The sequence below is a fragment of the Streptomyces sp. NPDC041713 genome (assembly GCF_055591085.1).
This window is the reverse complement of the sequence record NZ_JBVIZY010000007.1, coordinates 138,430-156,711: the sequence shown is the minus strand read 5'-3', so window position 1 is coordinate 156,711 and position 18,282 is coordinate 138,430. Positions and strand designations below refer to the sequence as shown.

Genomic DNA, 18,282 nt, shown 5'->3' with positions numbered 1-18,282 from the left:
AGCTCAGTATGCCTCGACGACCTTTACCTCTTCCTCGGTGACCTCGCCGTCCACGATCCGGTACGAGCGGAACTGGAAGGGGCCCGCGTCGTCGGTGTCGGCGGTGGAGACCAGGACGTAGTGCGCGCCGGGCTCGTTGGCGTACGTGATGTCGGTGCGCGAGGGGTAGGCCTCGGTCGCCGTGTGCGAGTGGTAGACGATCACCGGCTCCTCGTCGCGGTCGTCGAGGTCGCGGTAGAGCTTGAGCAGGTCACCCGAGTCGAACTCGTAGAACGTGGGCGAGCGCGCGGCGTTGAGCATCGGGATGAACCGCTCGGGCCGGTCGGTGCCCTCCGGCCCCGCGACCACGCCGCAGGCCTCGTCGGGGTGGTCCTTGCGCGCGTGCGCGACGATCTGGTCGTGGAGGGCCTGGGTGATGGTCAGCATGGGAGCCAGGATAAGCAGAGGGCCCGCACCGTACCGAAGTGTGGTACGGGCGGGCCCGAATGCTGGACAGGTGGACCGCGACCTCGGGGCCCCAGTCCTTCCGCGTGAGGTCAGTCCTTCTCGACGGAGGCGGAGGCGGAGACGCCGACCTTCTGCCGGTTGAAGGCCGCGGCCTCCGGGTTGCGGCTCTTGAGCACCAGGTACGAGACCGTGAGGATCGCGATCCAGACCGGAGCGGCGTAGAGCGAGACGCGGTTGTCCTTGTCGATGCCCATCAGCACGATGACCAGGCCGATGAACAGGAGCGCGAACCAGCTGGTGTACGGGGCTCCGGGCGCCCGGAAGGTGGACTGCGGGAGCTCGCCGCGGTCGGCCTTGCGGCGGTAGCGGATCTGGCAGGCGAGGATCATGATCCAGGCCCACATGCCGGAGATGGTCGCGAAGGAGACGACGTAGGTGAACGCCTTGCCGGGCCACTGGTAGTTGATCCAGACGCCGATCAGCATGCACGCGGCGGAGGCGGTGGTGCCGACCAGCGGCAGGCCGTTCTTCGTGAGCTTGGTGAAGAACTTCGGGCCCTGGCCGTTGAGCGCGAGGTCGCGCAGCATGCGGCCGGTGGAGTACATGCCGGAGTTGCAGGAGGAGAGGGCGGCGGTGAGGACCACGAAGTTCACGATCGCGGCGCCGATACCGAGGCCCATCTTCTCGAAGGCCGCGACGAAGGGCGACACGTCGGGCTGGAACGTGGTCCACGGGACCACCGACAGGATCATGATCAGCGCGCCGACGTAGAAGACGGCGATGCGCCACGGCACGGTGTTGATGGCCTTGGGCAGGACGGTCTTGGGATCCTTGGACTCGCCCGCGGTGACGCCGACCAGCTCGACGGCGAGGAAGGCGAACATCACGATCTGCAGGGTCATCAGCGTGGAGCCGATGCCGTTGGGGAAGAAGCCGCCCTCGTCCCAGAGGTGGGTCACCGACGCGGTGTCACCGGCGTCGGAGAAGCCGATGGTGAGGATGCCGACGCAGATCAGGATCATGCCGATGATGGCGGTGACCTTGACCATCGAGAACCAGAACTCCAGCTCACCGAAGAGCTTCACGGAGATGAGGTTCGCGCCGTACAGGATGACGGTGAAGACGAGCGCGTAGGCCCATTGTGGGAACGAGTCGTGGGTCCAGTACTGCATGTACTGGGCGGCCGCGGTGACTTCCGTGATGCCGGTGACGACCCAGAAGAGCCAGTACGTCCAGCCGGTCACGAATCCGAAGAACGGGCCCATGAACTCGCGTGCGTACTCCGAGAAGGAGCCGGACACGGGCCGGTACATGAGGAGCTCGCCGAGCGCCCGCATGATGAAGAAGATGACGAGGCCCGCGATGGCGTACGCCAGGATGAGGCTGGGGCCGGCCTTGTGGATGGCCTTGCCCGCGCCGAGGAACAGGCCGGTGCCGATGGCACCGCCGATCGCGATCATCTGGATCTGCCGGGCTCCGAGCCCGCGCTGGTAACCCTCGCCCTCGCCGGACGGGCCGCCCTGCACGACACCATTGCCGCCAGGCTCGCCGTGGTGCTCTTCGACCTGCACTGAGGTCATGGTGACGCCTTTCTCCATGCTGATCCGCGCCCGCACATCTGCGTTGTGGCTGCGGATCAGGTCCTGATCCCCCCGGATATGGATGGAGTGCTACCGGCGGTCTGCCGGCTGAAGCGCCCTCGGCGACATGGGTGGCGTCGCCGAGCGGTCGTGAAGATGTATCACGGTGAACGAAGTGAGGAAATGAGCCACCTGTGGCGCAGAACACAGGGAGAAGCGGACAAAGCGCCCTTGGCATGGCAAAGCAGGGCAATGCCGTGACGCGATCGTTATCCGGATTTGAGGATCCGCTGAGCGAACGGCCCGCCCGATGAACGGAACCTGTCCACTACAACAAATTTTGCTGCCCTCTGCACCTAAGTGTGGCGAGGGCCGCACCGATCAGTCCAGCAACGTTCCGACCAGCGTTTCCTGCAGTCCGCCCAGCCAGAGGTAGGCCATCACCATGGGCTTGCGGGGGTCGCTGTCGGGGAGCCGGTAGAGCAGATCGGCGTCCTCCTCGTCGGTGACCTCCAGGCGGGTGCCGATGGCGAGCCGGAGGTCGTTGAGGGCGCCGAGCCAGTGCCGGGACTCCTCGACCGACAGTTTCAGGACAGCTCCGCCGTCGCCGGCGGCGGTCGTCGCGTCCAGGCAGCGGATCACCACGAGGGCGTCGTCGCGCTTCTTGGCCCGCAGATCGTTCTCCGTGAACCGGCGGAACTCCGCGGAGTACGCCCGTGTTTCATCGGGGTCGCCCGCCGAACCGTTCTCGCCACCGGGGCCGCCGTACGCGTCGGGCAGCAGGCGCTTCATCACCGGGTCGGCGGGCGGCTCGCTCGGCCCCTCGGCGAAGAGCTCCGCGAGGGGGTCGTCGGAGACCTCGCCGCCCGGCCCAGGACCGATCAGCTCGAGGAGCTGCACGGCGAGGGAACGGATGATCGAGATCTCGACCTCGTCGAGCGCGACGGCTGCGCCGCCCCCCGGCATCGGTTCGAATTGTCCTGGCATCAGATGCGTCGCTGCTTCCGGTCCGTACGCGGCGGGCGGTCCGCTCCTCGCGGCCCGCTTCTTGCGGTCCCTACTTGCGGTCCCTGCCGGGGCCCGCTCGCGGTCCCTACTTGCGGTCCTGCTGAAGGGTGGCCCAGAGGCCGTAGCCGTGCATGGCCTGCACGTCGCGCTCCATCTCCTCGCGGGTGCCGCTGGAGACGACCGCGCGGCCCTTCTGGTGCACGTCCATCATCAGCTTCGTGGCCTTCTCCTTCGAGTAACCGAAGTACGTCTGGAACACGTACGTCACGTAACTCATCAGGTTGACCGGGTCGTTGTGCACGAGCGTGATCCAGGGGACGTCCGGTTCGGGGACGACCATGGCCTCTTCGGCCGATTCCGGTCGGGTGATCTCTGCGGGAGCCGTACTCACCCGGCCCATGCTGCCACCCCGGGGAGCCCCTCGCACAAATGGCCTCCCGCGCGTCCTTCGAAATCGTCAGAGTGACGAGATTGGGGGTAGCATCCTTCGTATGAACACAGCGGACCTTGGCCTGCCGGTGGATGTTCCGTCGACAGCGCTCTTCACCGACCAGTACGAGCTGACGATGCTGCAGGCCGCGCTGAAAGCGGGGACCGGGGACCGGCGTTCGGTCTTCGAGGTCTTCACCCGCAGACTCCCCGAGGGCCGGCGCTACGGCGTGGTGGCCGGAACGGGGCGGGTCCTGGACGCCGTGGAGAACTTCCGCTTCGACGCCGACGTGCTCGGCTTCCTGCGGGAGCGCGGCATCGTCGACGAGGCGACCCTGGAGTGGCTGGCCGGCTACCGCTTCGGCGGCGACATCTGGGGCTACCCCGAGGGCGAGGTCTACTTCCCCGGCTCGCCGATCCTGCGGGTCGAGGGCTCCTTCGCGGAGTGCGTGCTCCTGGAGACGGTGATCCTCTCCATCCTCAACCACGACTCGGCGATCGCGGCCGCCGCCTCCCGGATGTCCTCGGCCGCCGGCGGCCGGCCGCTGATCGAGATGGGCGCCCGCCGCACCCACGAGCTGGCCGCCGTGGCCGCGTCCCGCGCGGCGTACGTCGGAGGCTTCGCGACCACGTCGGACCTGGCGGCCGGGTTCCGCTACGACATCCCGACCGTCGGCACCAGCGCCCACGCGTTCACCCTGCTGCACGACAACGAGCGCGACGCGTTCCAGGCCCAGGTGGACTCCCTCGGCCCCGGCACGACCCTGCTGGTGGACACGTACGACGTGACGGAGGCGGTCCGCACCGCCGTCGAGGTCGCCGGGCCCGAGCTGGGCGCGGTCCGCATCGACTCGGGCGACCTGCTGCTCGTCGCGCACCGGGTGCGGCAGCAGCTGGACGAGCTCGGCGCGACCAAGACGAAGATCGTCGTCACCTCCGACCTCGACGAGTACGCCATCGCGTCGCTCGCGGCGGCGCCCGTGGACGCGTACGGGGTGGGCACGCAGCTCGTCACCGGGTCCGGGCACCCCACCTGCTCGATGGTCTACAAGCTGGTGGCCCGCGCGCACTCGGCGGACCCGAAGGCGCCGCTGGAGCCGGTGGCGAAGAAGTCGCTCGGCGCGAAGTCGTCCCTCGGCGGCCGCAAGTGGGCGGCGCGCCGCAGTGACGCGTACGGGGTCGCCGAGGCGGAGGTGGTCGGCACGGGCCCGGTTCCCGCGGACCTCGCCGACCGCCTGCTCCTGGTCGAGCTGGTCAAGGGCGGCGAGATCGTCGCCCGCGAGCCCCTGGACACGGTCCGAGCCCGCCATGCGGCGGCCCGAGCCCACCTGCCCCTCTCGGCGACCCAGCTCTCGCGCGGCGAGGCGGTCATTCCCACGGAGTACGTCTGAGGGGGCCCACGCGGCCCCTCGCCGGATGGTGGGCCGGCCCCCTCCCGGAACGTGGGTGAAGTCTCTACGCTCGGTTCATCCGGCCGAGTCCCCCACCTGGTCCCACCGATCACCGCCCTGCCGAACCGAAGGACACCCGCCATGCGCCGCGCACTGATCGTCGTAGACGTGCAGAACGACTTCTGCGAAGGCGGCAGCCTCGCGGTCGCCGGCGGGGCGGACGTGGCCGCCGCCATCACCGAGCTGATCGGCCAGGGCCAGCCGGGGTACCGGCACGTCGTCGCCACCCGGGACCACCACATCGACCCGGGCGACCACTTCTCCGACCACCCCGACTACGTCGACTCCTGGCCGCCGCACTGCGTGGCCGGCACCGAGGGCATCGGGTTCCACCCGAACTTCGCCCCCGCGGTCGCCTCCGGCGCGATCGACGCGGTCTTCTCCAAGGGCGCGTACTCGGCGGCGTACAGCGGCTTCGAGGGCGTCGACGAGAACGGGCTCTCCCTGGCGCGGTGGCTGCGGGAGCGGGAGATCACCGAGGTCGACGTGGTGGGCATCGCCACGGACCACTGCGTTCGCGCTACCGCTGTGGATGCGGCGCGGGAGGGGTTCCGGACGACGGTGCTTCTGGACCTCACGGCCGGGGTCTCGGCGGCGACCACCGAGACGGCGATGGCAGAGCTCCGCTCGGCCGGCGTGGAGCTCACGGGCAAGCCCGTCGTCTGAGCTGCGGGCCGGTGGGGGCTTGTCGCGCAGTTCCCCGCGCCCCTGAACGGCACCTCCGGTCGGGCGGCACGCAGGACCACTCAGGGGCGCGGGGAACTGCGCGATCAGCCCCCACCGGGCCCGCAGACGCACGACAACCAGCACAGCCTCAGAGCGGGAGTCTTCGCAGGGCTCGGATCGGATGCCAGAGCTCAGACGCATCGTCCCGCGCCGTGCGCCATATGAGGCCGTCCGGATGGTGCAGCACGGCCGTCACCTCGTCCGGCGTCGGCGGCTCCGCGTTGCCCCGCAGGTACACCGCCCGCATGCCCAGGTTCCGCAGCCTGGTCAGGGCCCGCGCCCGGTTCACGGCGTGCACGATCATCCTGACCGTGCCGCCGGCCGGCTGCGGGCTCGGCAGGGTCAGCGCCACCACCACGCTGCCGTTCGGCAGCTTGCAGAAACCTCCTGCGGACATGCTTCGTCACACCCCCGTGAGACATCGCACGGGGCCGTGGACCGGTCTGTCCGGGCCCCGCGTCAATAAGAAATCCTCAGGACGCACCTAAACACGATCGGCCGCCGCCCGCTAGGGGGCGACGGCCGATCATGGTTTGACCTGCGAAAACGCTAGCTACTTCTTGGAGGGGCCCACCTGGACCGTGATCGAGGAGCCGTCCTTCGGCTGCTTGATGATCTTGATCTGAGTGTTCGTGTCAGTGACCTTCACACTTCCGGTGGGGTTCTCCTTGTACCAGTAGGTGCCCTTGTGGTCGTCGAAGACCGGGACGCCCTTCTGGGACTTGATCTTCAGCGCGACGTCCGCGTTGTGGAGCGTGAACTTGTCCGTCGCGAACTTGCTGAACGGCGCGTCGAACGGCTGGATCTTGTTCCGCAGAACCGTGCCGTCCTTCCACTTCAGCGGCTTCGCGTGCGCGTCCACCGGCAGGATCAGGCCCTCGCCCGGGTGGGCGCTGGTGTTGTTGTCCTTCTGCGAGGTGTCCCACTGCCAGACCATGAGGCCGGTCTGGTACGCGTAGTGCTCGACCCAGTCGGGACGGGTCCGCGAGAAGCCGAAGTTGTACGGGCCGACCTTCAGGGTCTTGTCGTACGAGACGTACTGGCGGTTCTCGGCGAGGTAGTACTGGTCGTACTTCTTGGTGAAGGACTCGCCGATGCGCGAGAAGCCCTTCGCCGTCCAGCCGTTGTCGTCGCCCTCGGCGCCGTCCTCGAACAGCTTGGTGCCGTCCGCGGTGACCGCGATCGCGTCCGCGGCGAAGCCCTTGCCGCCCGCGCCGCCGTCGGTGGAGTAGCGGAAGCGGACGTCGATCTTCTTGCCCGCGTAGGCGTCGAGCGGGAAGACCAGCTTCTTGTACGCGCCCGAGGCACCGGTCAACGCGGGCTTGTCGCCGGCGTCACGGGTGATCGGCGTACCGTCCGCGGTGCCGTCCACCGGCGTCCAGTTGGCGCCGTTGTCCGTCGAGACCTCGGTGTAGAGGTAGTCGTAGTTGGCCTCGATGTCCCACCAACCCTGCAGCGAGAGATCGGCCTTGGACTTGCCGGTCAGGTCGACCGAGCGGGTCAGGGTGTTCTTGAGGTCGTCGCCCTGGTCGCTCCACCACTGCTTGGTGCCCTCGGCGGGCTTCACGACCTTGGTGGTGACGGACTTCTTCGGCAGGTCGACGACGAGCGCCTGACGGTGCCGGGTGTTGTACTCCGAGACGCCCAGCTTGTGCTCGGACGTCGTCGCGGCCTTCGCCTTGGCGTAGTCGAGCCAGCCCAGCTGGAACTTGTCCCAGGCGGTCATGTCGCCCGGCATGTCGCCGATGGCGTCCTTGCCGGTGCCGAGCCAGGAGCCCGCCGACATCAGCGACCAGAAGCCGACCGAGTTGTCGCCCTTGCCCGTGGTGTCGTACAGGTCGGGCAGGCCCAGGTCGTGGCCGTACTCGTGGGCGAAGACGCCGAGGCCGCCGTTCTCCGGCTGCATCGTGTAGTCGCCGACCCAGATGCCCGTGTCGCCGATCTGGGTGCCGCCGGCCTTGTTGTTCGAGGGGCCGGTGCTGCCCGCGTCGTTGCCGTAGGCGTACCAGCGGTGCGCCCACAGGGCGTTCTCGCCCTCGGCGCCGCCGCCGGCCGACTCGTCCTCGCCCGCGTGCACGAGCTGGAAGTGGTCGATGTAGCCGTCCGGCTCGTTGAAGTTGCCGTCGCCGTCGAAGTCGTAGCGGTCCCAGAGGTCGTACTTGGCCAGGTCCGCCTTGATCTGCGCGTCCGTGCGGCCCTTGGCCTTCTGGTCCTTGGCCCAGGCGGTCACGCCGTCCTTGACCGCGTCCCAGACGTTCGGGCAGTTGGTGTCGCCGCAGTAGTTCGAGCCGTAACGCGCCTCGTTGTAGTCGACCTTGACCCAGTCGGAGACCTCACCGTCGACCGAGTAGCGGCCCGATGAGGTCTTCTCGTAGTAGGTCTTCAGCGAGTGCTTGGCCTTGCCCTTGGCGTCCTTGCCCTTGCCGAAGTACAGGTCCTGGAAGTGCTTCTGGTTGTAGTCCTTCTGCCAGGCCGTGCTGTTGTCCTTGGCACGGTCCGGCTTGGCTATCTTGTTGTGCGCGGGGCCTGCCTTGCCGCCGTACTTCTTGACCGGCGGCTGCGGGCCCTCGGGGCCGTCCGGGTCGTACATGGTCGTGTCGTCGACCTTGTTCCCGAACTCCACGAGGATCGTGAAGATCTTGTCGGTCTTCTCCCGGCCCAGCTCGACGTACTTCTTGTCGTCGAGCTTGACGACCTGGGAGCCGCCCTTCCTCTGGACCTTGGCGTCGCCCGCGACGACCTGCTGCAGAGCCGCCTTGCGCTGCTGCGCCTGCTGCTTGCTGAAGGGTCCGTCGAGGTCGTGGTCGACCTGCGCCTTGGTCCGCGACGGGTCCTGGCGGTCGATGGCCGGAGCCCCTCCCGAGGTCCCGCCGTCGGCCGAGGCCGTCGCCGCAGAGAACGTCGCGGCGGCAGCGGCCATCGCCACGGCCACCGCGGTGGCTCTGAACGTCCGTGTTCTGGCTGTCACTTGGTGTTTTCCTCCCCCGCGCCCGCGCGAAAATGGCGGACCGAGATCCCGGTCGGAGGAGGTCCGCGCGCGATGTACGCGTCACAAGTGACGACATTCGACCGGAAGTGCGGGAGAAAAGACAGACCTTGACTTGCACAGGCCAAGTGCACTATGCAGAAGCGGAACACCGCTATGCGGACACGGCACACGCCCCGCCGGAGAAGGTCAACGGGCGCGCCGCACCGTCCACTTGATGGACGCCATGAACCCGTGCGCCCCCCGTGCTGCGGCACCGTGGGTTAGGTCACGCTTACCAACCGTTCCCGTCGGGCATGGTGCGGAATAGAGTCAATCGACGGTGTGCCACCACGCTGGGCGACACATCCCAAGTCGCCCCCGGCGGGCACCCTTTGATTCGCAACAGCCGTTCCCACATCCGCATCCGCCCCCATGGCCCACGAGGCGTGGGGGGATCACTGCCGAGGACGGATCACGTCATGCCGCGTCCCATGCCACGTCCGACCACCGCACAGATCACCTACGGTTCGGTGACCGTCATCCTGTCGACCCTCGCGATGCTGCTGCTCTCCCAGACCGCCTCGGGAGTCGGCATCGCCGTGATAGCCATGGCCGCGCTCGGCCTCGGCTTACTGGTCGCCATGACGGTGCCGCTGCCCGAACAGCCCGCGGCGCCCGCCGCCCGCACCGCACCGGCGGCCGCCCCCGCCCCTGCCCCCGCCGGCGACCGGGTCCCGGCGCAGCGCTCCGTGCTCGCCGACTCCGTACGCGAACCGGCGGGCCCGTGACCCACGGACCCGCCACCACCACCTGACGCCGTTGGGCGCCGGTCACCGCTGAACGCCGGTCACCCCGGGACGTTGACCACCCCGGCACGTCGGTCACCCCTAGACGCTGACCACCACCGTCTTGGCGGCCTTGTCGTGCAGGCCCTGCTTGTAGGGCTTGTCGAAGAAGCTCCAGCCGCCGCAGATCGCCGTCCAGATGCAGGCGCAGCAGAAGGCGAACGGCAGCCAGAGCACGGCCGCGCGGGCGAGCGAGGTCTGCAGGCTCGGCGTGGCCCCGTCGTTGAGGTTCGCGACGCGCATGCCCAGCCACTTCTTGCCGAGCGTCTGCCCGGTCCTGGAGATCATGAAGGTGTCGTACGCGATGTAGAGCACGGCGGCCAGCAGGGCCTGGCCGAACGACCTGCCCGTGTTCACGTCGTCCGGGTCGATGTCGTACTCGGCGGTGCCGAAGGCCCACGACAACAGGCCGACGACGATGCCCACCAGAATCATGTCGATGACGCGGGCGAGCGTCCGCTTGCCGCTGTCGGCCAGCGGCGGCATCCCGGCGAGGGGATCCTGCCCGCCGTGCCCGCCCCCGTACGGGTCGCCTCCGTAGGGCGGGGGCCCGGAGCCCGGCGGGGTGTAAGGGGAGCCGCCGCCCGCGCCCGGTGGCGGGGTGCCGTAGGGCGGGCCGCCGCCCGGGGGCGGGCCCGTGGGCGGGGTGTCGTACGGCGAACCGCCGCCCTGCGGGGGCTGCTGCGGGGGCTGCTTCTTGAACGGGTCGTCGTCCGGCGGCGGGTACTGCGGCGGTTCGGTGCTCATGGCCCGAGTCGACCGCGCCGGTCCCCGCTCCGCATCCGGCGAGCGGCTGACCGGGTTACCCGGCCGTCACCCCCACCGCCCCGCCGCCACCGCGCGGCCCTCTCGCCGGCACCCCCGCCGTCACCTCACCGCGACCCCCGCCGTCACCCCGCGACGAAGGTGTTCGCCGCCTTGTCGTGCCAGCACTGGCGCCACGGCCGGTCGAAGACACACCACACCACGCCCACCACACCGATCACCAGGACGCCCGGCACGCTGTACACCAGCCAGCGCCGCAGCGCCGCCCCGAAGGTGGGCGCCTCGTGCTCCTCGATGTCGCGCACCTGGAGCCCGCACACCTTCTTGCCGAGGGTGCGGCCCCACTTGGCGGTGGGCAGCGCCTCGTAGACGACGCCGAAGAGGAGCAGGACGGCGAGGACGATGCCGAGGTAGCCCGCGGTGGTGCCGTCGAGCAGCCAGACCGTGGTCTTCTGGCCGGACAGCTTCGCCGCGTCGATCTTGCTGTCGACGTGGTCGGCGGCCTTGGTGCCCAGCGGCAGCGCGGCGGCGCCGGTGACCGCGGCGAGCGCCACGGTGTCGATGAGCCGGGCCACCAGGCGCCTGCCGAGTCCCGCGGGGCGCGCCGCGGCCTGGGCGCGGGCGACCGCGAGGAACGGGTCCTCGGCCACCGGCTTCCACGGCACGACGGGCTGCCCCTCGCCCTGCTGGGCGGAGGCGGGGCCCGGTGCGGGCGCCCCGGGCTGCGGCTGTGCGAGCTGGTGCACCTGCTGCGCCCAGGAGGGCGAGCCGCCGCCGGGCCCCGAGGTGACGGGGGCGGGGACGCCGCCCTGCTGCGGCACGGAGGACTGGGGCTGGGGCTGGGGCTGCGGTTGGGGCTGGGCGTGCGGCTGTGGTTGCTGGGGCTGCGGTTGGGCGTGCGGCTGCGGTTGCGGCTGTGGCTGCTGGTTCGCCGGGGCCGGGTTCGGTGTCGGTGCCGGGGCGACCGGGTCGGCGGCCTGCTGCGGTACGGACGACTGCGCCGCCGCGGTCCGACCGCCGCCCCGCAGCGCCGACTTGGGCCGGATCGCGCGGATCGACATGGTGCCGTCGGTGCCGGCCGAGGGAGCGGGCGTGGCCGCGCCGCCGGGCCTGCCCGCTGCGGGCGGCACGGGGCCCGTCGGCCGGCGGAACGTCACGGTGCCCTCGCCGGTGGGCGGCTTCGCCGTGCCCGGCTGCACGGCGCGGATCGTCACCGTGCCGGGGTTGCTCTCGTCCTGCGGCGGCTCGGCGGGCCGCGGCGCCGTGCCCGGGGCGGCGGACTCCGCGCGGGGCGCCGCGTCGCCCGGCACGCGCGGGTCGGGCGGGCCCGGGGCGCCCCAGACGACCTTGTGGTCCGGCTCGCCGCCGAGGCCGGTCTGGCGGCCCGCGTCCGCGCCCCACGCCGACGCGGGCTCGGGCCGGGCGCCGTGCTGGTCGGCGCGGCCGGACTGCTCAGGACCACCGGAGTGCGCCGGGCCACCGGTCGGCCCAGGGCCGCCGGTCTGCCCGGGTGCGCCGGACTGCTGGGGCCCGCCGGCCGGCGGGTCCTCGTCGAAGAAGTGCGGGCCCGTCTCCTCCACGGCGGGCGGCAGCGCGGCACCCGCACCCGCACCCCCGCCCACGTCGGGGCCGGCACCGGCACCCGCACCCGCGCCGAAGCCCCCGCCGGGCGGAGGCGGCAGCGGCTCGCCGTCGGACGGCGCGGGACGGCTCGTACCGGGCACCCAGGCGGCACCGTTCCAGTACCGGACATATCCGGGAATGGACGGGTCGGGGTAGTAGCCTTCGCGCGGCCGGTCGTCGCCTGGGGCCGGAGTTGGGGCGCTCATGTCCGTCGTCCCGTATCTGCTCGGGGGTCTTCTGGGGGCTCCACATCTATCAGACCTCCGTGTCCCACCGGGCGTCTCCCGCCCTACGGACCACTTTCCGGGCACGCTCCCCACACATCCCCCGCCTCTCCCCCGCCCTTTGCGGCCACCGCGGCGACGGCGTCCGGAGAAATTCTCCCGAACCCGCGTAATGGCCGGGGGATCTCGCGCTCTCCACTCGTACGGGTCCGCTCCCAGGGCCCCTACAGGGAAGAAGGGCATCGACATGCACTCCGTGGTGGAACGCGAACTGGAGCTCAAGCTGGTCCTCTCGCCGGAGCGGGTCATCCCCGTACCGGCCCGCCTCACCTACCGCACCGACGACCCGTACGCCGTCCACATCGCCTTCCACATCGGCTCCGAGCACCCGGTGCACTGGACGTTCGCCCGGGAGCTCCTGGTGGAGGGGGTGTTCAGGCCGTGCGGCCAAGGCGACGTGCGGGTGTGGCCGACGAAGGTGGACGGCCGCAGCGTCGTCCTGATGGCGCTGAGTTCGCCGGACGGCGACGCGCTCCTGGAGGCGCCGGCCACCGCTGTTTCCGCCTGGCTGGAGCGGACGTTGCGGGTGGTCCCGCCGGGTTCCGAGGCCGAGCAGCTCGGCATCGACGACGGTCTCGCCGAGTTGCTCGCGCCCGCGTCGGGGCGCACCCGCGCGGACGAGTTGTGGCTGCGCGACCCGTGGCCGTCGGACGAGTCCAAGGACGGTGAGTGAGCGCCGCCGCCACGGGGGCGAGAGCGGAGAGGGAGGGGTCCGGGCGGGGGGCCGGGTCCGGGTCCGGGTTCGGGTTCGGGTCCGGTCAGAAGAGCTTGCCCGGGTTGAGGAGTGCGTGCGGGTCGAACGCGGCCTTGATGGCCTGCTGCATCTCCACTCCGACCGGGCCGAGTTCGCGCGCCAGCCACTCCTTCTTCAGGATGCCGACGCCGTGCTCGCCGGTGATGGTGCCGCCGAGTTCCAGGCCGAGGGCCATGATCTCGTCGAAGGACTCGCGGGCCCGCCGGCTCTCGTCGGGGTCCGCCGCGTCGAAGCAGACGGTGGGGTGGGTGTTGCCGTCGCCCGCGTGCGCGCAGACCCCGATGGTCAGGCCGTACTTCTCACCGATGCGCTCGACGCCGTCGAGCATGTCCGCGAGCTTTGAGCGCGGCACGCACACGTCGTCGATCATCGTGGTGCCCTTCACCGCCTCCAGCGCGTTGAGCGACAACCTCCGCGCCTGCAGCAGGAGTTCGGACTCCGCCACGTCCTCGGCCGGGACGACCTGGGTGGCGCCCGCGGCCTCGCAGAGCGCGCCGACGGCGGCGAGGTCCGCCGAGGGATCCGCGGTGTCGAAGGCGGCGAGCAGCAGCGCCTCGGTGGTCTCGGGCAGCCCCATCTGGGCCATGGCGTTGACGGCCTTCACCGTCGTACGGTCCATCAGTTCGAGGAGGGACGGCACGTGGCCGCCCTCCATGATCCGGCAGACGGCGTCGCACGCGGCCTGCGTCGAGCCGAACTCGGCGGCGAGAACCAGCTGTTGGGGCGGCTCGGGCTTGAGCGCGAGGACGGCGCGGACGACGATGCCGAGGCTGCCCTCGGAGCCGACGAAGAGCCGGGTCAGGTCGTAGCCGGCGACGCCCTTGGCGGTGCGGCGCCCGGTGCTCATGAGCCGCCCGTCGGCGAGGACGACGTCGAGGCCGATGACGTACTCCGCGGTGACGCCGTACTTCACGCAGCACAGGCCGCCGGACGCGGTGCCGATGTTCCCGCCGATGGTGCAGGTCTCCCAGCTGGAGGGGTCCGGCGGGTAGTACAGGCCGTGCTCGCCGACCGCGCGGGACAGCGCGGCGTTGACGACGCCCGGTTCGACGACCGCGACGCGGTCGACGGGGCTGATCTCCAGGATGCGGTCCATCTTGACCAGGGACAGGACGATGCAGCCGTCGCTGGCGTTGGCGGCGCCGGACAGGCCGGTGCGGGCGCCCTGCGGGACCACGGGGACGCGCAGCTCAGTGGCGGTGCGCATGACGTGCTGGACCTGCTCGACGGTGCGCGGCAGCACGACGACGGCCGGTGCGCCCGCGGCGCAGAAGCTCGCCATGTCGTGCGCGTACGAGGAGGTGACGTCGGGGTCGGTGAGGACCGCCTCGGCCGGGAGGCCCTCCTGGAGGAGTTCGATCAGCGTGCGGCTCATGATCACAGCCTTGCACTCGGGGCCATCGGTGTGAACCCGTGTACGACAACGTTCCGCCGCCCGGATGTGCTCTTCCTATTGACGCACAGTGAACGGCATGAACCCTTGGGTGAAGCGTGTCCTGGTCGCCTCCGTCGCGGGGAGCGCGGTGCTCGGCGGCGCGTACGTGCTGCTGCCGCCGTCCGGGGAGAAGGCGGCGCCGCCCGCGCTGGGGCCCGCGGGGCGGGCGATGGCGGCGGTCGGGACGGGGGTGCCCGCCGCGCTGCCGGACCTCACGGCGCTCATCGGCGAGCAGGAGGCGTTCGTGCGCGCGAACCCGCGCGACGACCACTCCTGGGCGGTGCTCGGCTCGGCGTATGTGGCGCGCGGCGTGCGGAGCAGTGTCGTCGCGGACTTCCCGAAGGCGGAGACCGCGCTGAACACCTCGCTCCGGGTGCGACCCCAGGGGAACCCGGAGGCCCTGACGGGGCTCGCCGCGCTCGCCAACGCCCGGCACGACTACCGCGCCGCCAAGAAGTGGGGCGAGCTCGCGGTGCGGCAGGCGCCGAAGCGGTGGGCGGCCCACTCCGCGCTGATCGACGCGTACTCCGGTCTCGGCGACGCCAAGGGGGTCGGCCGGACGCTGGAGTCGCTGCAGAAGCTGGGCCCGGGCTCGGGCTCGGGCACGACCGTCCGGACGCTCGCCGGGCAGGTCTACCGCGACCGCGGCTGGCGCGAGAACGCGAACGCGGAGCTCGTCGACGCGGCGGCCCTCGCCCGCTCCCCCGCCGAGAAGGCGGCGTGCCTGCACCACGTCGCGGAGCTCGCGTGGGAGCGGGGCGAGCCGACGGAGTCGCTGCGCTACGACGACGCGGCGCTGGCCGCCGACTCCGACCACCACCCCGCGATGGCGGGCCGGGGCCGGGCGCTGGCGGCGCTCGGCCGCCCCTCGGAGGCGCTGCAGGCCTACCGCGCGGCGATCCTCCGCCATCCGCTGCCCGAATACGACCTGGAACTGGGCGAGTTGTACGAGTCGCTGAAGCTGAGGCCGGCGGCGCGGGCGCAGTACGACGCGCTGCGGGCGCGGGTGAAGCAGGAGGCCGCGGGCGGCGTCAACAACGAGCGGATCCTCGGCCTGTTCGAGGCGGACCACGGTGACGCCGACGCGGCGGTGAAGCGGCTCACCGCGGAGTACAAGCGGCACGGCAGCCCGCAGACGGCGGACGCGCTGGGCTGGGCGCTGCACAAGGCCGGCAACGACAAGGCGGCCCTGAAGCTGGCGACGAAGGCGATGGACAAGGGGCCGCGCAGCGCCCTGATCGCCTATCACCGGGGCGAGATCGAGCGGGAGTTGGAGCGCTACGGTGCGGCGCGGCGCCACATCGGTGAGGCGATGCGCGTCAATCCGTACTTCTCGCCGCTGGCCGTGCCCGCGGCGAAGCGGGCGCTGGAGGCGCTGGGCGAGCCGCCGGAGGGCGGCCCGGAGGAGATGTACGCGTCGGGTCCCGCGGCGGAGATCACCGAGGTCAAGCCGCGGCGCACGCCGCGCCGGGGGCAGCCGCAGCGGCGTACGACCCAGCGCCAGTCCGCGCGCGGCCAGACGCCTCGGCCCCGCTCGTCCGGCTCGTCCGGCTCATCCGGGTCCTCCGGCTCGTCCGGGTCCTCCGGGAGCAACTGACTCAGCGGTCCGCGCCGGGCGGCTCCGGTTCCGGCGGCGGGCCCCACGGCTCCTCCAGGGCCGCGCGCAGGGCGTCGGCCGCCGCCGGGCCGATGCGTTCGGCGAGCCGCTCCTCCATCCGTACGAGGACCGCCTCGGCCGCCCGGTGCGCCCGCTCGCCCGCCGCCGTACGCCGGATCAGCCGCTGCCGTGCGGAGGCGGGATCCGGCACCTGCGCGAGCAACCCGGCGCCGACCAGGCCGTGCACCGCCTGGTGGGCGGTCTGCCGGGTGACGCCCATGCGGCGGGCGAGCTCGGAGACGGTGGTGCCGTCGTCGTCGAGGACGGCGAAGAGCTGGACCTGGGTGGGCGAGACGGGGGTGGCTCCGGCCGCCGCCATGGCGGCGAGGAGCCCCTCCTCGAACCAGCGGCGGGCTTCGCCGAGGAGCTGGGGGAGGTTGCGTCGGGCGGGCTTCTGCGTCATTAATGTCAGGGTACCTGACACGGATGTCCGACAGATCACCGGCGCGACAGATCACCGCCACGACAGCTCATCGACACGAAGGAGCACGCCCATGACCATCGAGTACGTCACCCGCCACCGCCGGGCCTCCCACATCCCCCCGGAGCCGGGCAAGCCGTACTTCATCGAGAAGGGCGAGGGCGACCGCGCGCACCTCTTCGGCGACCTCATCACGGTGTACGCGGGCGGCGAGCAGACCGAGAACACCTTCAACTTCTTCACCGTCGAGGGGCCCAAGGGCGACCTCATCCCGGCCCACGTGCACGCCGACACCCATGAGGTCTTCTACGTCACCCAGGGCGCGGTCCGCCTCTTCGTCGAGGACACCGAGGGCGTACAACAGGAGAAGCTGCTCACCCCCGGCGACTTCGGCTTCGTGCCCAAGAACTGCCGGCACGCCTACCGCATGGAGCGCCACCACAGCCAGGTCGTCGGGGTCGCCGCGGGACCCGGCGGCACCTTCGAGCGGTTCTTCGAGACCCTCGGCGCCCCCACCGAGCGGCACGGCCTGCCGCCCGAGCCGCTGATCCCCGAGCCCCGCAGGTTCGCGACCGTCCCCGAGCAGTACGACGTGGAGTTCCTGCCCGGCCACGAGTGGCGTACGGAGTAGGAGTCGGCGCCGCCCTAGAGCGCGGCCGTGCCGATCAGACCGTTGCGGGTCACCCGCGCCGCGAGCTCGTCCTCGGTCAGGCCGTCCGTGCCCGCGGGGCGGCGCGGCAGGACCAGGTAGCGGGTCTCCGCGCTGGAGTCCCACACGGTGACGTCCGTGGACTCCGGCAGCCGGAGGCCGAACTCGGCGAGCACGGCGCGGGGTTCGCGCACCACCCGCGAGCGGTAGGCCTCGCTCTTGTACCAGCTGGGCGAGGGGCCGAGCAGCCGGACCGGGTAGCAGGAGCAGAGCGTGCAGACGACGACGTTGTGCGCGTCCTCGGTGTTCTCGACGACGCGCAGCCGCTGCGGCTGAACTCCCCCGGCGGAGTAGCCGAGTTCGGTGACGGCGGCGGTGCCGTCGGCGAGCAGCCGCTCCCTGTACGCCGGGTCGGTCCAGGCGCGAGCGACGACCCGGGCGCCGTTCACGGGACTCGCCCCGGCGAGGAAGGCGTCCAGCATCTCGTCGAGTGCGGCGCCGACGACGATGCCGCGCTCCTCCAACAGGGTCTCCAGGCGCCGGACTCGGCGGGAGATCGTGGCGTCGGTGTGCGTACCGCTCATGGGGTGTCGTCCTCCGGCTGAAGATAGCTTTCCCACAGGTCGAGGACGACATGGTGGTCGCCCTCGCCCCACAGCTCGCGGGCGTCGAAGCGCACGGCGTAGACCTGTTCGACGGGGGCGTCGGCGCGCCCCTGGGAGCGGACGTCGGCCAGCGGGTGGGAGCCCTCCGGCTCGACGACCACGCCGCGTTTGCCGCGGGCGTAGCGCGGCAGGCGGGTGTGGTGGGGCGGGTCGTGGGCCACGGTGCGGACGCGGGCGCCGGGCCCGAACCGGTCACTCATCGAGCGCGCCGGGTTCGAGCACGCCCTTGCGTTCCAGGAGCGTGCGGATGGCGTGGAACCAGCGCTCGTAGTACGAGGCGGCGAGGTAGTCGGCGGGCGGCATCGTCTCGATGGCGTCCCGGAACTCGTCCAGGTTGTAGACGCCCTCGCGCACCAGCGCGCTGTTGAGGGCGAAGACGCGGGCTTCCCAGTCGGCGTGGAAGGGCTCGGTGTCGTCGGAGGTGTCGAGCACCCCGAACCCCTGCATCCCGCCGACGTCATTGATCCTGGCCATGCCCGCACCCTAGCCGTCCCGGAACCCGAAATCGCCGGACAGACAGAGCCTGTCCGGCGATTGAGGACGAGCTGGGCGCAGCCCGCGAAGAGGAAGCCCGT

Annotated in this window: 19 protein-coding genes; 6 read left to right on the top strand and 13 right to left on the bottom strand. The window is 71.2% G+C overall.

What is annotated here, in order from left to right; translation table 11 throughout:
* Positions 1-3: 3 nt before the first annotated feature.
* From ACZ6CV_RS22805 to clpS, 4 genes are all read right to left on the bottom strand, one after another.
* Positions 4-426, bottom strand: a complete 423-nt coding sequence (locus ACZ6CV_RS22805; protein WP_469252572.1) for a M67 family metallopeptidase — start codon at positions 424-426, stop codon at positions 4-6.
* 110 nt (positions 427-536) lie between these two features.
* Entirely contained in the window at positions 537-2,027 is a 1,491-nt protein-coding gene (locus ACZ6CV_RS22800; RefSeq protein ID WP_469252571.1) for an amino acid permease, read from the bottom strand.
* 381 nt (positions 2,028-2,408) lie between these two features.
* Entirely contained in the window at positions 2,409-3,014 is a 606-nt protein-coding gene (locus tag ACZ6CV_RS22795; RefSeq protein WP_469252570.1) for a DUF2017 domain-containing protein, read from the bottom strand.
* A 106-nt stretch (positions 3,015-3,120) separates the two neighbouring features.
* A complete protein-coding gene (gene clpS / locus ACZ6CV_RS22790; RefSeq protein ID WP_355816918.1) occupies positions 3,121-3,435 on the bottom strand; it encodes an ATP-dependent Clp protease adapter ClpS in 315 nt (104 codons plus the stop codon).
* 91 nt (positions 3,436-3,526) lie between these two features.
* On the opposite strand from clpS, the gene ACZ6CV_RS22785 reads away from it, so the two are divergent.
* Together ACZ6CV_RS22785 and ACZ6CV_RS22780 are read left to right on the top strand one after the other, a co-directional pair.
* Entirely contained in the window at positions 3,527-4,855 is a 1,329-nt protein-coding gene (locus tag ACZ6CV_RS22785) for a nicotinate phosphoribosyltransferase (RefSeq protein ID WP_469252569.1), read from the top strand.
* Positions 4,856-4,996: 141 nt separating this feature from the next.
* Positions 4,997-5,581 carry an isochorismatase family protein gene (locus ACZ6CV_RS22780; RefSeq protein ID WP_469252568.1) on the top strand — a complete coding sequence of 195 codons (585 nt, stop codon included), beginning with the start codon at positions 4,997-4,999 and terminating at the stop codon, positions 5,579-5,581.
* A gap of 148 nt (positions 5,582-5,729) precedes the next feature.
* Here ACZ6CV_RS22780 and ACZ6CV_RS22775 read toward each other — a convergent pair whose 3' ends face one another.
* Both ACZ6CV_RS22775 and ACZ6CV_RS22770 read right to left on the bottom strand, forming a co-directional pair.
* Complete coding sequence (locus ACZ6CV_RS22775) at positions 5,730-6,038, bottom strand: hypothetical protein (protein WP_355816910.1); 309 nt, start codon at positions 6,036-6,038, stop codon at positions 5,730-5,732.
* Between the two features lie 156 nt (positions 6,039-6,194).
* Entirely contained in the window at positions 6,195-8,609 is a 2,415-nt protein-coding gene (locus tag ACZ6CV_RS22770; protein ID WP_469252567.1) for an immune inhibitor A domain-containing protein, read from the bottom strand.
* A 491-nt stretch (positions 8,610-9,100) separates the two neighbouring features.
* Between ACZ6CV_RS22770 and ACZ6CV_RS22765 the strand changes: the two genes are divergently transcribed.
* Positions 9,101-9,397, top strand: a complete 297-nt coding sequence (locus tag ACZ6CV_RS22765; protein ID WP_469252566.1) for a hypothetical protein — start codon at positions 9,101-9,103, stop codon at positions 9,395-9,397.
* Positions 9,398-9,496: 99 nt separating this feature from the next.
* On the opposite strand, the gene ACZ6CV_RS22760 is transcribed toward ACZ6CV_RS22765, so the two are convergent.
* Both ACZ6CV_RS22760 and ACZ6CV_RS22755 read right to left on the bottom strand, forming a co-directional pair.
* On the bottom strand, positions 9,497-10,201 hold the full coding sequence (locus ACZ6CV_RS22760; protein ID WP_469252565.1) for an RDD family protein: 705 nt from the start codon (positions 10,199-10,201) through the stop codon (positions 9,497-9,499).
* A 143-nt stretch (positions 10,202-10,344) separates the two neighbouring features.
* Positions 10,345-12,048, bottom strand: a complete 1,704-nt coding sequence (locus tag ACZ6CV_RS22755) for an RDD family protein (protein ID WP_469252564.1) — start codon at positions 12,046-12,048, stop codon at positions 10,345-10,347.
* Positions 12,049-12,313: 265 nt separating this feature from the next.
* Between ACZ6CV_RS22755 and ACZ6CV_RS22750 the strand changes: the two genes are divergently transcribed.
* A complete protein-coding gene (locus ACZ6CV_RS22750) occupies positions 12,314-12,799 on the top strand; it encodes an SsgA family sporulation/cell division regulator (RefSeq protein ID WP_469252563.1) in 486 nt (161 codons plus the stop codon).
* Between the two features lie 85 nt (positions 12,800-12,884).
* Here the strand turns inward: ACZ6CV_RS22750 and ACZ6CV_RS22745 are convergent, their stop codons facing one another.
* The gene (locus ACZ6CV_RS22745) at positions 12,885-14,255 is read right to left on the bottom strand and encodes an FAD-binding oxidoreductase (protein ID WP_469252562.1); all 1,371 of its coding nucleotides are present in this window, start codon (positions 14,253-14,255) and stop codon (positions 12,885-12,887) included.
* A 97-nt stretch (positions 14,256-14,352) separates the two neighbouring features.
* On the opposite strand from ACZ6CV_RS22745, the gene ACZ6CV_RS22740 reads away from it, so the two are divergent.
* The gene (locus ACZ6CV_RS22740) at positions 14,353-15,912 is read left to right on the top strand and encodes a tetratricopeptide repeat protein (RefSeq protein WP_469252561.1); all 1,560 of its coding nucleotides are present in this window, start codon (positions 14,353-14,355) and stop codon (positions 15,910-15,912) included.
* A gap of 1 nt (position 15,913) precedes the next feature.
* On the opposite strand, the gene ACZ6CV_RS22735 is transcribed toward ACZ6CV_RS22740, so the two are convergent.
* On the bottom strand, positions 15,914-16,375 hold the full coding sequence (locus tag ACZ6CV_RS22735) for a MarR family winged helix-turn-helix transcriptional regulator (protein ID WP_469252560.1): 462 nt from the start codon (positions 16,373-16,375) through the stop codon (positions 15,914-15,916).
* 91 nt (positions 16,376-16,466) lie between these two features.
* Between ACZ6CV_RS22735 and ACZ6CV_RS22730 the strand changes: the two genes are divergently transcribed.
* On the top strand, positions 16,467-17,024 hold the full coding sequence (locus ACZ6CV_RS22730; RefSeq protein ID WP_469252559.1) for a quercetin 2,3-dioxygenase: 558 nt from the start codon (positions 16,467-16,469) through the stop codon (positions 17,022-17,024).
* Between the two features lie 14 nt (positions 17,025-17,038).
* Here the strand turns inward: ACZ6CV_RS22730 and nthA are convergent, their stop codons facing one another.
* From nthA to ACZ6CV_RS22715, 3 genes are read right to left on the bottom strand one after another with little or no spacing between them, the layout of a single operon-like run.
* A complete protein-coding gene (gene nthA, locus ACZ6CV_RS22725; protein ID WP_469252558.1) occupies positions 17,039-17,626 on the bottom strand; it encodes a nitrile hydratase subunit alpha in 588 nt (195 codons plus the stop codon).
* Positions 17,623-17,907 carry an SH3-like domain-containing protein gene (locus ACZ6CV_RS22720; protein WP_362368568.1) on the bottom strand — a complete coding sequence of 95 codons (285 nt, stop codon included), beginning with the start codon at positions 17,905-17,907 and terminating at the stop codon, positions 17,623-17,625. The genes nthA and ACZ6CV_RS22720 overlap by 4 nt, the downstream gene beginning before the upstream one ends.
* Positions 17,900-18,181: a hypothetical protein gene (locus ACZ6CV_RS22715; RefSeq protein WP_358705614.1), complete on the bottom strand. Its 282-nt coding sequence runs from the start codon at positions 18,179-18,181 to the stop codon at positions 17,900-17,902. The genes ACZ6CV_RS22720 and ACZ6CV_RS22715 overlap by 8 nt, the downstream gene beginning before the upstream one ends.
* Positions 18,182-18,282: the final 101 nt, after the last annotated feature.